At 35.9% G+C, this 14,945-nt stretch carries 15 protein-coding genes; 14 read left to right on the top strand and 1 reads right to left on the bottom strand.

Annotation, left to right across the window (positions count from 1 at the left end):
- The 5 genes from pknB to spoVM all read left to right on the top strand — a co-directional run bounded on the left by pknB (position 1) and on the right by spoVM (position 4,617).
- Positions 1–1,962 (top strand): Stk1 family PASTA domain-containing Ser/Thr kinase, encoded by a 1,962-nt coding sequence (gene pknB / locus CDZ89_RS12025; protein ID WP_096154682.1) that lies wholly within the window; start codon positions 1–3, stop codon positions 1,960–1,962.
- A 20-nt stretch (positions 1,963–1,982) separates the two neighbouring features.
- Positions 1,983–2,861, top strand: coding sequence for a ribosome small subunit-dependent GTPase A (rsgA, locus tag CDZ89_RS12020; RefSeq protein ID WP_096154681.1), 879 nt, complete (start codon positions 1,983–1,985; stop codon positions 2,859–2,861).
- A gap of 4 nt (positions 2,862–2,865) precedes the next feature.
- The gene (gene rpe / locus CDZ89_RS12015) at positions 2,866–3,519 is read left to right on the top strand and encodes a ribulose-phosphate 3-epimerase (protein ID WP_096154680.1); all 654 of its coding nucleotides are present in this window, start codon (positions 2,866–2,868) and stop codon (positions 3,517–3,519) included.
- A gap of 305 nt (positions 3,520–3,824) precedes the next feature.
- Complete coding sequence (locus CDZ89_RS12010; RefSeq protein ID WP_096154679.1) at positions 3,825–4,484, top strand: thiamine diphosphokinase; 660 nt, start codon at positions 3,825–3,827, stop codon at positions 4,482–4,484.
- 52 nt (positions 4,485–4,536) lie between these two features.
- The gene (gene spoVM, locus CDZ89_RS12005) at positions 4,537–4,617 is read left to right on the top strand and encodes a stage V sporulation protein SpoVM (protein ID WP_096154678.1); all 81 of its coding nucleotides are present in this window, start codon (positions 4,537–4,539) and stop codon (positions 4,615–4,617) included.
- Positions 4,618–4,930: 313 nt separating this feature from the next.
- On the opposite strand, the gene rpmB is transcribed toward spoVM, so the two are convergent.
- On the bottom strand, positions 4,931–5,119 hold the full coding sequence (gene rpmB / locus CDZ89_RS12000) for a 50S ribosomal protein L28 (protein WP_096154677.1): 189 nt from the start codon (positions 5,117–5,119) through the stop codon (positions 4,931–4,933).
- Positions 5,120–5,457: 338 nt separating this feature from the next.
- On the opposite strand from rpmB, the gene CDZ89_RS11995 reads away from it, so the two are divergent.
- From CDZ89_RS11995 to fabG, 9 genes are all read left to right on the top strand, one after another.
- On the top strand, positions 5,458–5,820 hold the full coding sequence (locus tag CDZ89_RS11995) for an Asp23/Gls24 family envelope stress response protein (RefSeq protein ID WP_096154676.1): 363 nt from the start codon (positions 5,458–5,460) through the stop codon (positions 5,818–5,820).
- A 16-nt stretch (positions 5,821–5,836) separates the two neighbouring features.
- A complete protein-coding gene (locus CDZ89_RS11990; protein ID WP_096154675.1) occupies positions 5,837–7,510 on the top strand; it encodes a DAK2 domain-containing protein in 1,674 nt (557 codons plus the stop codon).
- 134 nt (positions 7,511–7,644) lie between these two features.
- Entirely contained in the window at positions 7,645–8,307 is a 663-nt protein-coding gene (gene sdaAB / locus CDZ89_RS11985; protein ID WP_096154674.1) for an L-serine ammonia-lyase, iron-sulfur-dependent subunit beta, read from the top strand.
- 61 nt (positions 8,308–8,368) lie between these two features.
- Entirely contained in the window at positions 8,369–9,253 is an 885-nt protein-coding gene (sdaAA, locus tag CDZ89_RS11980; protein WP_096154673.1) for an L-serine ammonia-lyase, iron-sulfur-dependent, subunit alpha, read from the top strand.
- A complete protein-coding gene (recG, locus tag CDZ89_RS11975; protein ID WP_096156952.1) occupies positions 9,246–11,294 on the top strand; it encodes an ATP-dependent DNA helicase RecG in 2,049 nt (682 codons plus the stop codon). The genes sdaAA and recG overlap by 8 nt, the downstream gene beginning before the upstream one ends.
- Positions 11,295–11,562: 268 nt before the next feature.
- A complete protein-coding gene (gene fapR / locus CDZ89_RS11970; protein ID WP_096154672.1) occupies positions 11,563–12,129 on the top strand; it encodes a transcription factor FapR in 567 nt (188 codons plus the stop codon).
- Positions 12,130–12,146: 17 nt separating this feature from the next.
- The gene (plsX, locus tag CDZ89_RS11965) at positions 12,147–13,160 is read left to right on the top strand and encodes a phosphate acyltransferase PlsX (protein ID WP_096154671.1); all 1,014 of its coding nucleotides are present in this window, start codon (positions 12,147–12,149) and stop codon (positions 13,158–13,160) included.
- The gene (fabD, locus tag CDZ89_RS11960; protein ID WP_096154670.1) at positions 13,160–14,107 is read left to right on the top strand and encodes an ACP S-malonyltransferase; all 948 of its coding nucleotides are present in this window, start codon (positions 13,160–13,162) and stop codon (positions 14,105–14,107) included. The genes plsX and fabD overlap by 1 nt, the downstream gene beginning before the upstream one ends.
- On the top strand, positions 14,108–14,848 hold the full coding sequence (gene fabG / locus CDZ89_RS11955) for a 3-oxoacyl-[acyl-carrier-protein] reductase (protein ID WP_096154669.1): 741 nt from the start codon (positions 14,108–14,110) through the stop codon (positions 14,846–14,848).
- Positions 14,849–14,945: the final 97 nt, after the last annotated feature.

Raw genomic sequence — 14,945 nt, 5'->3', positions numbered from 1 at the left:
ATGTTAATTGGAAAAAGATTGAACGGTCGCTATAAAATATTGGAAGTTATTGGTGGCGGTGGAATGGCCACGGTTTATTTAGCTCACGATATGATTTTAGCTAGAGACGTTGCTGTTAAAGTGTTAAGGTTAGATTTTGCTAATGATGATGAATTTATTCGTCGTTTTCGACGTGAAGCTCAGTCTGCTACAAGTCTTGATCATCCAAATATTGTTAGTATTTACGATATTGGAGAAGAAGATGACATTTATTATATTGTCATGGAGCATGTTTCAGGAAAAACATTAAAACAATACATACAACAACACCCAGTTATATCAATGGAAAAAATTGTTTCTATTATGAAGCAATTAACTTCAGCGATTGCGCATGCCCATGAGAACGGTATTATTCATAGAGATATTAAACCGCAAAATATATTGCTCGATCATTATGGGAATATTAAAGTAACAGACTTTGGTATTGCCATGGCTTTGAGTTCAACTACCATTACCCAAACGAATTCTTTACTTGGTTCTGTTCATTATCTATCTCCTGAACAGGCAAGAGGTGGACTAGCTACTAAAAAATCAGATGTATATGCACTAGGTATTGTTTTGTTCGAGTTGTTAACAGGAACATTACCATTCTCAGGAGAATCAGCCGTCTCGATTGCCCTGAAACATTTACAATCTGATACACCTTCACCGAGAAAATGGAACCGTGATATTCCGCAAAGCTTAGAAAATGTTGTTTTAAAGTCTATGGCAAAAGATGCCTTCCACCGTTATGATTCAGTGGAAGAAATGCATGAAGATATTACGACAGCATTAAATCCAGAACGATTTAATGAACCGAAGTTTGTAGTACCTATGGATGACGGTGAAGCAACAAAAGCAATTCCTATTTTAAAGGGGATTGGTGAAGTAGCACTAACAGAAAATACAATAACGAAAGTAACTCCTGCTCCAGTACAAAAAGCAGAGAAGGAACAGAACCCGAAGAAAAAAAAGGCTAAAAAATTCTTCATTATTTTAAGCACTATATTGATATTATTAGTGGCTGGTACCATTGCAGCATTTGCTTTTTTACCATCTTTACTATTACCAAAAGACGTTGAAATTCCTGACGTAGCGACACTGGAATATGAAGAAGCGGTTGAAGCTTTAAAAGATCATGGATTTATTATCGATGAAACGATAGATGAGCCTAATGACGAAATCGAAGAAAATCATGTAATTCGAACGAGACCTAGAGCTGGCCAATTAGTTAAAGAAGGTACTCCAGTAACTATCTTTAGAAGTGTTGGAAAAGAAAAAGCGGAAATGGAAGACTATAGAACATATTCCGAAGATGATGCGAGAAGGAGACTTGCATTAAGAGGTCTTACTCAGATTGAAGTGGATAGTGTATTTTCTGAAGATGTATCCGAAGGAATTGTTATGAATCAAGATCCATTACCAGGAACATTAATCATTCCAGATGACACCATTGTAACATTAACAATATCAAAGGGTTCCAGTCCAATTACGTTAAATAATTACGAAGGATCCACAATTGTTTTTGCCCAAAATCATTTAGCTGAATTGGATTTAGCTTTACATGTTAACGAAGAGTTTAGCGATGAATTTCCAGTTGGGAATATAATAAAACAAGACCCAGCTCCTAACTCACAAGTTAAAAAAGGCGATCTTATCACATTAACTGTTTCAAAAGGACCGGAAATGTTAGATAAGACGACTACTATTGATTTAGTTATTCCTTATGAAGCTGATGAAGAAGGCGTAGAGCAAACTGTACAGATTTTCATAGATGACTTAAACCATAATTCAGATCGTCCTTTTGAAACGTTTAAGATTACTGAAAATACTCCTCATACTATTTCTATTACAGTTGCTTACAAAGGATCGGCTAGGTATGCAGTATTAGTAGATGATAAAGAAGTAGATAAAGGTATAATTGAGTACGATGATTTGGAGTAAATTTATTAAGGAGGCTACTTATGCCTGAAGGCAAGATTGTCAAAGCTTTAAGTGGTTTTTATTATGTTTTAACTAGTGATGGAGAAGTTACACAATGCCGAGGAAGAGGGATTTTTCGTAAAAATAAAGTAACTCCTCTTGTGGGCGACATTGTGCGATTTCAAGCAGAAAATCAAAAAGAAGGCTACATCTTAGAAGTATCAGATCGGAAAAATGAACTTGTTAGACCTCCTATTGCTAATATAGATCAAGCGATTTTAGTGTTTTCAGCGGTAGAACCAAGTTTTAGTACAGTACTGTTGGATAGATTTTTAGTGTTAATTGAATCAAAAGGAATTGAGCCAATCATTTGTATTTCTAAAATGGACTTAATTGAAGACGAGGAAGAAATTTCGAAATTTGCAAAGTATTATAGAGAAATTGGATACAATGTAATTCTTACTTCCATTAAAGAACCAAATGAATTGGAAATAATACTACCATATTTAACAGACAGAGTTTCCGTTATTGCCGGTCAATCAGGTGTTGGAAAATCGTCACTACTAAACAGTCTTCGACCAGATTTAGACTTAAAAACAGATGATATTTCTACACACTTAGGTAGGGGAAAACATACAACAAGGCATGTAGAGCTACTAAAGATAAATAATGGATATGTTGCGGATACTCCAGGTTTTAGTTCTTTAGAATTTCAAGAAATCGAAGCGGAAGAACTAAAAGATTATTTTCCAGAGTTTGTAAAATTAAGTGATGATTGTAAGTTTAGAGGCTGTACACATATAAAAGAACCAAAGTGTGCCGTGAAAAATGCTTTGGAAAATGGTGAAATAGCAACCTTTAGATATGATCATTATGTAAGTTTTTTAGAAGAAATTAAAGATAGAAAGCCGAGGTACTGAAAACATGATAAAAATCGCACCTTCCATTCTCTCTGCTAATTTTGCTACATTAGGTGAAGAAATAAAAGATGTAGAATTAGGGGGAGCGGATTACATTCATGTTGATGTGATGGATGGGCATTTTGTTCCTAATATTACAATCGGCCCGTTAATTGTAGACGCAATAAAGCCAATAACTAACTTGCCGTTAGATGTGCATCTTATGATCGATAACCCGGATCAATTTATCCCAGCTTTCGCCAAAGCTGGGGCAGATATTATTTCTGTTCATGTAGAGGCATGTCGTCATCTTCATCGTACTATTCAACTAATAAAATCTCATGGAGTAAAAGCAGGAGTTGTACTGAACCCTGCAACACCTGTCTCTATGATAAAACATATTATTCATGAAGTGGATTTAGTTTTATTAATGACTGTAAATCCTGGGTTTGGTGGCCAAGCGTTTATTCCAGAAGTATTACCAAAAATTAAAGAAGTAGCTACATTAGTAAAAGAAAACGGTTTATCTGTTGAAATAGAAGTAGACGGTGGAGTGAACGAAGAAACGGGTAAGCTTTGTGTGGAAGCGGGAGCGAATGTATTAGTAGCAGGCTCAGCCGTTTACAATAAACAAGATCGTAAGGCTGCAATAGAAGCCATTAGACACTCTTCTTTATAGTCTGCAAACCAACGTAACATAGTGTTTTTCAAAGCTATCCAACTAGGATAGCTTTTTTTCTTCACTTTTGATAAAGTTACAGGATAAAAATGAAATAGTAAAATCAATTTCATAATTACGGTTCGTTTAATGAAAAACGAATATTTTAGTGGTATACAAAATAATATGTTCGTATATTAAGGTGTATAAATACAGATTACGATGATATTACTCGTTTCGTTTAGTAGTCATACATTGTGAAACGGACTCAGGTAAAAGTGGAAACAATTTATTGATATTACATAGATTAGTAAAGGGGAAACATAATGATTATCCATTTAGTTGCAGGAGGACCTACTGAATATATCCCAAATTTGAAGCAGTGGAAAGATGAAGAAAGTGTAACATGGGTTGGTATTGATAAAGGTGTACAATTTTTACTAGAGGCAGGTATAATTCCGAAAAAAGCTTTTGGTGATTTTGACTCTGTCACAAAAAAGGAATTAGCTCAATTGTCAAAAGAACTACCTGATCTTTCTATATTTCCTAGTGAAAAAAATGAAATTGACTCTGAGTTAGGGATGAATTGGGCATTAGAGCAAGGGCCAACGAAAATAAGGATGTTTGGTGTTACAGGGGGAAGGTTAGATCACTTCTTTGGAAATGTTCAACTACTTATTAATAGCTTAGAAAAGTTTCAATGCAAAGTAGAGATTATTGATAAACAAAATATCATTTATTTAGAGAGTCCGGGTACTTATCACATTTCTAAATTAGAGGCTTTTAGATACGTTTCATTTGTCCCAATAACGAAGGAAGTAAAAAAACTTACTTTAAAAGGATTCAAGTATGAATTATTAGAAAGAGATATCTCATGGGGGGAAACTCTTTGTATTAGTAATGAACTCATTTTGAATTCTAGTACTTTTTCCTTTATAGAAGGCATATTAATGGTGATAAGAAGTAGTGATAATAAACTGAATTAACGTAAAGTTAGAGTTAAATTATAGTAGGAAAATGTCATGAGGAGGGAAAGTAATGAAATTTTACACGATTAAACTTCCGAGGTTTCTAGGTGGACTAATAAAAGTAATGATTGGTTCGTTCAAGAAAGATTAAAGCACCTAGTAAAGGTGCTTTTTTAAATATTGGCTGTGATAAAGTAAATTTCACTGTTGATTTCCGTGCTAGACTTCGCTTTTCCCGCAGGACAAGGAAGCATCCGGAGCGATACATCCTTCGTAAGAAAATGCGGATGCATTTTCGAGGAGTCTCAGCCTTGCATGGAAATCAACAGGTATTCGTATTTAATGATTAACACTGAGATTTACCATAGCTAAAACATTATTAATATTATTATATAAGCCATTGAAAATAATTAAAAGCGACAGATAACTGTCGCTTTTAATTATTCATATAAGTAGGAGCTATATTATACGCGCTCAACTTTACCTGATTTTAATGCTCTAGCAGATACATAAACACGTTTTGGTTTACCATCAACTAAGATGCGTACTTTTTGAAGGTTAGCACCCCAAGTACGTTTAGTAGCGTTCATCGCGTGAGAACGTGCATTACCAGAACTAGTTTTCTTTCCTGTGATTACACATTTGCGTGCCATAGTCATTTCCCTCCTTACTACCCATTAAAACATTCAGTTATTTTCATGTCGATTAAGAAAAGAATTTCTTAATTTTTGTAAGGAAAAAAGTCATGAATATGTTTGTAACATTTTCATACGCTTTTCCTTTTATACACTGATTGAAAATACTTATATAATTTAACATACAACCCTTGATAATGCAATAGTTCAATGATAAGCTTTCAAGAAAAAAACCTTGACATACATGTTTCTTCCATTCAGTATTATAATAGTATTAAGAAGATAGCATTCCTATCTTTTAAAAATAAGTTGATTCATGTAAAATAGTATGTAATCTTACTAAAGGGGGAACCTTTATGTCCATCGAACTAAAAACATCTTATGGTCAAATAGATATTTCGAATGATGTTATTGCTACAATTGCTGGAGGAGCTGCTGTTGATTGTTACGGTATTGTAGGGATGGCTTCAAAAAGTCAAATTAAAGATGGTTTATCTGAGATTTTACGAAAAGAGAATTTCACAAAAGGAGTAATCGTTCGACAAGAGGAAGATCACTTACATATTGATATGTACATTATAGTTAGCTATGGAACGAAAATTTCTGAAATTGCTCACAATGTACAAACAAAGGTCAAGTATACACTAAACCAAACACTTGGTTTATCTGTGGATTCACTAAACATTTATGTTCAAGGTGTTCGTGTAACGAACCCGTAATAAGGAGGAAAATTTAGTGTCAATTAAAGTTTTAGATGGGAAACGTTTTTCCCAGATGATTCTTCAAGGTGCAAATCAATTATCCAATAACGCAAAGCTTGTAGATTCGTTAAATGTATTCCCTGTACCGGATGGTGATACAGGTACGAATATGAACTTATCCATTACTTCTGGTGCGAAAGAAGTAAGAAATAACGTTTCAGAACATATTGGAAAAGTTGGTACTGCTCTTGCGAAAGGATTATTAATGGGTGCTAGAGGAAATTCTGGCGTAATTCTATCTCAGTTGTTCCGAGGCTTTTCTAAACATATCGAAGCGAAATCAACTATTAACTCTTTAGAATTCGCTCAAGCACTTGAAGCTGGTGTAGAAACTGCATACAAAGCAGTTATGAAGCCAGTTGAAGGTACAATTTTAACAGTTGCGAAAGACGCAGCGAAAAAAGCAGTACTAGTTGCAAAAGAAGAAGATGATATTATTCTTCTTATGCAAGCTGTATTAAAAGAAGCAAATGCATCCTTAAAAAGAACTCCAGATCTGTTACCAGTCTTAAAAGAGGTTGGTGTTGTAGATAGTGGAGGACAAGGATTAGTTTTCATTTATGAAGGATTTTTAGCGGAATTAACAGGAGAAGCACTTCCTGTATTCCAGGCAACATCTTCTATGAATGAATTAGTTAATGCAGAACATCATAAAGGTGTTCAAGCACATATGAATACAGAAGATATCGTTTTTGGATATTGTACAGAGTTTATGGTGCGCTTTGAAGAGTCGAAAACAAAAGATAACCCATTTAGTGAAGAGAAATTCAGAAATGATTTAGCACAATATGGTGATTCTTTATTAGTTATTGCTGATGAGGATGTAGTTAAAGTACATATTCACTCAGAACAACCTGGTAATTGTTTATCTTATGGACAAAACTATGGTAGTTTAATCAATATGAAGATTGAAAATATGCGTGAACAGCATAGTAACTTGTTATTTGAGGAAAATGAATACCCTGTAAGTACTCCTCCTGTTGCGAAAAAAGAAGAATTCGGTATCATTACTGTTGCAATGGGTGAGGGAGTGGCTGAACTTTTCAAGAGTGTCGGAGCTAAGTTTGTCATAGAAGGTGGACAAACAATGAATCCAAGTACAGAGGATATTGTGAGAGCTATTGAAGAAGTAAATGCAGAGAAAATCATTATTCTTCCGAACAATAGCAACATTATCATGGCTGCAAAACAAGCAGCTGAAGTGGTTGGAGATCGTGTAGTAGTTGTTCCTTCTAAAACAGTTCCACAAGGTATGGCAGCTATTTTAGCATTTAATCCTACAGCTGACTTAGTGGAAAATGCTGAGACAATGACTGATTCACTTCAATATGTGAAAACTGGTCAAGTAACTTATGCTGTACGTGATACAAGTATTGATGGAATTGAAATTCAAAAAGATGATTTCATGGGTATCGCGGAAAGCAAAATTGTTACAACAGGTAAGGATAAAACAACAGCAGCAAAACAATTACTAGAAGCCACATTAGATGAGGACTCAGAAATCTTAACTATCATTTATGGTGAAGATGTAACAGAAGAAGAATTAAATGCAGTAGTTTCTTTCGTAGAAGAACAATTTGAAGATGTAGAAATAGAAGTGCATAACGGAAAACAACCGTTATATTCCTTTATTTTCTCTATTGAATAAATTAGCAAACAAAAAAGGGAGATTAATTCTCCCTTTTTTGTTTTTTTAAAAGTTAAATTGTGATATGTTTATGATGGATTAGTTATGTTCAATTCAAAAGAACATTTTAGATACGGCAAAGGAGTGAACCTACTATGAAATATAGAAGTGTTTTTGATATTATTGGTCCCGTAATGATAGGGCCATCTAGTTCCCATACGGCAGGTGCAGCTAGAATTGGTAGGGTTGCTCGAAGCCTATTTGGCAAACAACCTTCATGGGCGCGAGTACATCTATATGGGTCTTTTGCAAAAACGTATAAAGGCCACGGAACAGATGTGGCGATTGTTGGAGGTATACTTGATTATGATACTTTTGATGAAAGAATAAAAACGTCATTGCAAATTGCAAAAGAGCAAGGGTTAGAGGTAACTTTTATCGAGGAAGAATCAATAACAGATCACCCAAATACAGCCAAAGTAATAATTGGTGACGAAGACAATGAGATGGAATTAGTAGGAATCTCAATTGGCGGTGGGAAGATAGAGATTACAGAATTAAACGGCTTTGAACTCAAATTATCAGGTAATCATCCAGCTATTCTAGTTGTTCATAATGATCGATTTGGAGCAATTGCTGGAGTTGCTAATGTTCTAGCAAAGTATGCAATAAATATAGGGCATATGGAAGTGTCAAGAAAAGAAAAAGGTAAACAAGCATTAATGACTATTGAAGTGGACCAAAATATAGATGAATCAGTTATAGAAGAACTATCTTCATTACCAAACATTATTCAAGTGACAAAAATCGTTGATTAAATGATTTAATGAAAATGTGAACGCTTACATCACCTAGAGAACGACCAAAGGGGGAATAATAATGTTTCGAAATGTTGCGGAACTAGTTGAACTTGCTGAAAGTAGAGGGGTTAAAATTTCTCAACTAATGATCGAGCAAGAGATTGAATTCACAGGTAAGTCCCGTGAGCAAATCATTGAACAAATGGAAAAGAACTTAGATATAATGGAACAAGCTGTAGAAAGAGGCTTAAAAGGTGTTAAATCTGTTACAGGTCTAACAGGTGGTGATGCTGTGCTTCTTCAAGAATACATGAAAAAAGGCAAAACACTTTCAGGAAACCTGCTGCTTGATGCAGTTAGTAAAGCAGTTGCAACTAATGAAGTGAATGCAGCCATGGGTACGATTTGTGCAACTCCAACTGCAGGTTCTGCTGGTGTAGTACCTGGAACATTATTTGCTGTTCAAAATATTTTAAACCCAACTCGCGAAGAAAAATTAAATTTCTTGTTTACATCTGGAGCTTTTGGTTTCGTTGTAGCAAATAATGCTTCTATATCGGGTGCAGCAGGTGGATGCCAAGCTGAGGTTGGTTCTGCTTCTGGAATGGCTGCTGCTGCAATCGTTGAAATGGCTGGTGGTACGCCATCTCAATGTGCGGAAGCGATGGCAATTACACTGAAAAATATGCTAGGATTAGTATGTGATCCAGTGGCAGGACTAGTAGAAGTTCCGTGTGTAAAGCGAAATGCAATGGGAGCTGCGAATGCAATGGTAGCAGCGGATATGGCTCTAGCGGGGATTACAAGTAGAATCCCGTGTGATGAAGTAATTGACGCAATGTATCGTATCGGACTAACAATGCCAACTGCGCTAAAAGAAACAGCACAAGGAGGATTAGCGGCTACGCCTACAGGACGCGAACTTGAAGCGAAAATATTTGGCGTATCGTTACAAAATGACTAATTTATCACATACACCAGTAACAATGATAAAAGGGATCGGGGAGGAAACAGCACAATCTCTACAGATGATGGGAATAACATCTGTCCATGATTTGCTATTGTATTTTCCTTACCGTTATGAAGATAATCGACTTCGAGATATTACGGAAGTGAAGCATGAAGAGAAAATAACTGTCGAAGGGAAGGTTCATGGAGAACCTTCTCTTATGTATTATGCCCGCAAAAAAAACCGACTTACTTTTCGTTTTTTTGTCGGACCAATATTAGTGAAAGCAGTTTGTTTTAATCGCCCTTATTACAAAGACAAACTCCACATAAACCAGACGGTAACAATTACTGGTAAATGGGATCAGCATCGTCAAACAATTACTGTTCAACATATACACTTTGGACCATTTAGTAGTGACAATGAAGTAGAGCCAGTCTATTCAGTTAAAGGTAACGTTAGTGTAAAACAAATGAGGAAGTTTATCGCAAATGCAATTTCTACATACATGGAACAAATGGAGGATTATATTCCTCGGCATCTCTCACAAAAATATAAATTACCTACAAAAGGAGATGCAGTCCAAATACTACACTTCCCAGAGACACATGAGCAGTTAAAAAATGCAAGGCGATATTTTGTGTATGAGGAGTTTCTCCTGTTCCAGCTTAAGATACAAGCATTAAGGAAATACACGCGTGAAAACTCAATAGGAATTGCACATAAACTTGATAAAGAAGAGATAAAAAGTTTTGTCGACTCTTTGCCGTTTCCTTTAACAGGGGCACAAAATAGAGTGATAAAAGAAATTATGAACGACTTAACTTCCCCATACAGAATGAATCGTCTTCTACAAGGGGATGTAGGTTCAGGTAAAACTGTAGTTGCTGCAATCGCCCTTTTTGCGGTTATTCAATCAGGATATCAAGGTGCATTAATGGTTCCTACTGAAATTTTAGCGGAACAACATGCCGAATCATTAGGAAAGCTTTTTGAAAAATCAGGTGTAAAAGTGAAATTACTAACAAGTTCCGTAAAAGGAAAAAAGAGAAAAGAACTACTAGAGGACCTGCGTAATGGAGAAATAGATGCTTTAGTAGGTACACATGCCTTAATTCAAGAAGAAGTTCAATTTCATAAACTAGGGCTCGTCATTACCGATGAGCAACATAGATTTGGAGTTCAGCAAAGAAGAATTTTACGAGAAAAAGGGGAAAGTCCGGATGTATTGTTTATGACGGCAACTCCAATCCCTAGAACTCTAGCTATTACAGCTTTTGGTGAAATGGATGTGTCTATTATTAATGAAATGCCAGCAGGTAGAAAAGTGATTGAAACTTATACTGCTAATCACCATATGATTGATAGAGTATTAAACTTTGTGGAAAAAGAGTTAAGTAAGGGTAGACAAGCTTATGTCATTTGTCCATTAATCGAGGAATCAGAAAAGATAGATGTACAGAACGCAATTGATGTGCACCAAATGCTTACTCACTATTATAGAGGGAAATGGAATATTGGACTTATGCATGGAAGACTCTCTTCAGATGAAAAAGATGAAGTGATGAAGGCCTTTAGTTTGAATGAGATACAAGTGCTAGTTTCCACGACAGTAGTAGAAGTCGGTGTGAATGTTCCAAACGCTACAATGATGGTTATTTACGATGCAGAAAGATTTGGATTGTCGCAACTACATCAGTTACGTGGGCGAGTTGGTCGTGGTTCAGAACAATCGTATTGTATTCTTTTGGCAGAACCGAAAACAGAAGAAGGCAAAGAAAGAATGCGTATTATGACAGAAACAAATGATGGATTTGTTCTCTCGGAAAAGGATCTTGAATTACGTGGACCTGGCGACTTTTTTGGTAAAAAACAAAGTGGTGTCCCTGAATTTAAAGTTGCTGATATGGTTCACGATTACAGAGCATTAGAAGTAGCAAGACAGGATGCATACGAGATGCTACATTCTGAAGAATTCTGGTCTAACGAAGAATACACAACACTAAGAAACTATATAAACGATACAGGTGTACTTGGGGGAGAGAAATTAGATTAGGAAAAATGTATAGCAGTTAATTGGATCGCAAGTTGTATGCTCCAGACTCACAGAAAAGTTATGGAGGCTCGTTCAGCTCGATGCGCTAGCCGCAAGACCTAGATAAGCCCGCGGAAAGCGAAGACTAGCGCTATAATCAACTGCGGTATTTAAAATAGTCTCTAAAAAGGCAGATTCTCTAAGACAATTTTGTCTTGCAATCTGCTTTTTTGTTATATATACTACTATTAGTACCTAGTCATAATAGTTCGGATGGAGTTAGATACATATGAAAAGAACAAAAAAAGAGCGGCAATCATTACTAAAAGAAAAAATCTTAGAGAATCCTTTTATTACAGACGAGGATTTAGCGGATTTTTTTAGTGTGAGTATACAAACAATAAGACTAGATAGATTAGAGTTAAGTATTCCAGAACTTCGCGAAAGAATAAAAAATGTAGCGGAACAAACGCTTGAAAAAGAAGTCAAATCTCTACCTATCGAAGAAGTTATAGGCGAAATAATAGATATTGAATTAGATAAAAGTGCTATATCCATCTTAGATGTGAAGGAAGAGCATGTTTTTAGTCGAAATAATATAACACGAGGACACCATTTGTTTGCACAAGCAAATTCGTTAGCGGTTGCTGTAATAAACGATGACCTAGCTTTAACAGCTAAGGCAACTATCAGGTTTACAAGGCCTGTTAAACTAGGAGAGCGCATAATTGCAAAAGCTTTGGTAACAAAGGTTGAACTTGAAAAAGGTCGAACTTCAGTGGAAGTGAAAAGCACAGTTGGCAACGAAACAGTTTTCCATGGAGAATTTGAAATGTTCCGTTCAACGAGCTTGTAAACAGAAAGGAGCATAACATGAGAATAGCAATAGACGCAATGGGCGGAGATCATGCACCTAAATCCATTATTGAAGGTGTTATGAAAGCAGTTGAATCCTTTACAGACGTAGAGTTTACTCTAGTTGGAAATGAAGAAGAAATTAAAAAATATTTACATAATGATAAAAACATAACGATATTGCATACGGATGAATATATATCAGGTGATGAAGAGCCTGTAAGAGCGGTAAGAAGAAAGAAGAATTCATCCTTAGTCTTAATGGCAAAAGAAGTAAAAGAAGGAAGAGCTGACGCGTGTATTTCTGCAGGAAACACAGGTGCACTAATGACGGCAGGCTTACTAGTGGTAGGACGAATTAAAGGGATTGAACGACCTGCACTTGCGCCAACATTCCCTACAATTGGTGGAGAAGGCTTTTTAATGCTAGATGTTGGGGCAAATGTGGACGCAAAACCAGAACACCTTCACAATTATGCTGTGATGGGTTCTATTTATGCTGAAAAAGTTAGAGGTATTTCTAACCCTAAAGTTGGCTTACTAAACGTTGGTACAGAAGAAAATAAAGGGAATGAATTAACAAAAGCTGCATTCGAATTAATTAAATCAACTCCTTCTATAAACTTTGTCGGTAATGTTGAAGCTAGAGACTTGTTAACAGGAGTATGTGACGTTGTTGTTACCGATGGATTTACAGGAAATATTGCTTTAAAAGCAATTGAGGGGACAGCTCTAAGTGTTTTTACGATGTTAAAAGATGCGCTAACAAGTGATTTGAAAAGCAAGTTAGCAGCGGCAGTTTTAAAACCAAAATTCAAATCTATTAAAAATAAAATGGATTATTCTGAGTATGGTGGGGCGGCTCTGTTTGGTTTGAAAGCACCAGTAGTAAAGGCTCATGGATCTTCTGATGCAAATGCGATATTTAATGCTATCAGACAAACACGATTTATGGTTCAATCAGAAATGGTATCCAACATACAAGAACAAATAGAAAAGATGGAGTTACATGTTGAGAACGGAGGAGAATAATGGGGAAGATTGCATTTGTTTTTCCAGGACAAGGTTCCCAAGCTGTAGGAATGGGACAAGAGTTAGCTAATATGCATGAAGAAGTATTGCAGTATTTTCAAACCGCGGACAAAACACTAGGTTACTCTTTGACTAATTATATGTTTGAAGGCCCACAAGAAACATTAACAGCTACTTACAATGCTCAACCTGCACTTTTAACTGCGAGCATTGCCATTTTACAGTTGTTAAAAAAAGAAGAAATTGTTCCTGATTATGTTGCAGGACACAGTTTAGGTGAATATTCAGCACTAGTTGCTGCGAACGCTATGAGTTTTGAAGAAGGAGTTCATACCGTTCATATGAGAGGGAAACTAATGGAAGAAGCAGTGCCTTCTGGAAAAGGTACCATGGCAGCTGTGTTAGGTTTAGAAGCACCAGAACTTGAATCTGTTACAAAAAAGGCTTCAGAAGAAGTTGGATCAGTTCAATTAGCGAATATTAATTGCCCTGGTCAAATTGTTATTTCAGGATCTGTTGAAGGTGTTTTGGCGGCGAGTGAAGGTGCAAAATCTGCAGGGGCAAAAAGAGTAATACCGTTAGTTGTAAGTGGTCCGTTTCATTCGGAGTTAATGAAACCAGCAGCTGAAAAGTTCCAAACAGTACTGGAGAACATTACAGTGCAAGAGCCTACTGTACCTGTTATTGGAAATGTGGATGCAAATGAATTAAAAGTGGAATCCATTAAACAAAAGCTTGTAGAACAACTATATTCACCTGTACGTTGGCAACAATCGGTAGAATACATGATTGAACAAGGTGTAGATACGTTTGTGGAAATTGGACCAGGTAAGGTTTTATCTGGATTAGTAAAGAAAATAAATCGAAAAGTAAATGTATTGTCTGTATATGATTCTGAGTCATTAGAAAATGCATTACAATTTTTCAAAGAGGCGGAGGAGAAGTAAATGCTACAAGGTAAAACGGCTGTAGTTACAGGTGCCTCTAGAGGTATCGGACGTGCTATTGCATTAGAGTTAGCTTCTAAAGGTGCGAATATTGTTGTAAATTACGCTGGAAGCGAAGGGAAAGCGCAAGAAGTGGTAGAAGAAATTCAACAATTAGGTGGAAATGCAATAGCTGTAAGAGCGAATGTAGGCAACATGGAAGATGTACAAGCTATGATGAAAGTAGCTATTGCGCAATTCGAAACGATTGATATTTTAGTAAATAACGCAGGAGTTACGAGAGATAATTTACTGATGCGTATGAAAGAAGAAGAATGGGATGAAGTTATAAACATCAATTTAAAAGGTGTGTTTAACTGTACAAAGGCAGTAACTCGTCAAATGATGAAGCAACGTTCTGGAAAAATCATTAATATTTCCTCCATCGTTGGAGTAAGTGGAAATCCTGGACAAGCAAACTATGTTGCAGCAAAAGCAGGCGTAATAGGTTTAACAAAATCTACTGCTCGTGAATTAGCTACTAGAAACATTAATGTAAACGCTGTTGCACCAGGTTTCATTACGACAGATATGACTGACAAATTACCAGAAGAGGTTAAAGGAGAAATGTTGAAACAAATTCCTTTAGCTAAATTTGGAGAAGCAAAGAATATCGCAACTGTTGTTTCTTTCTTAGCATCAGAACAAAGCGTCTATATGACTGGTCAAACACTACATGTTGACGGTGGAATGGTAATGTAATTAATAAACTAAGTCTTTATCATAATGAATGACAACTTAGGATGAAATTAACGGAAGCTATATAAAGATATAGACACTAGAACATTTTGAAAGTAAA

The organism is Bacillus alkalisoli (genome assembly GCF_002797415.1).
In the GTDB taxonomy this organism is placed as follows: domain Bacteria; phylum Bacillota; class Bacilli; order Bacillales; family Bacillaceae_I; genus Bacillus_CD; species Bacillus_CD alkalisoli.
This window is presented reverse-complemented; position numbering and strand designations above follow the sequence as displayed.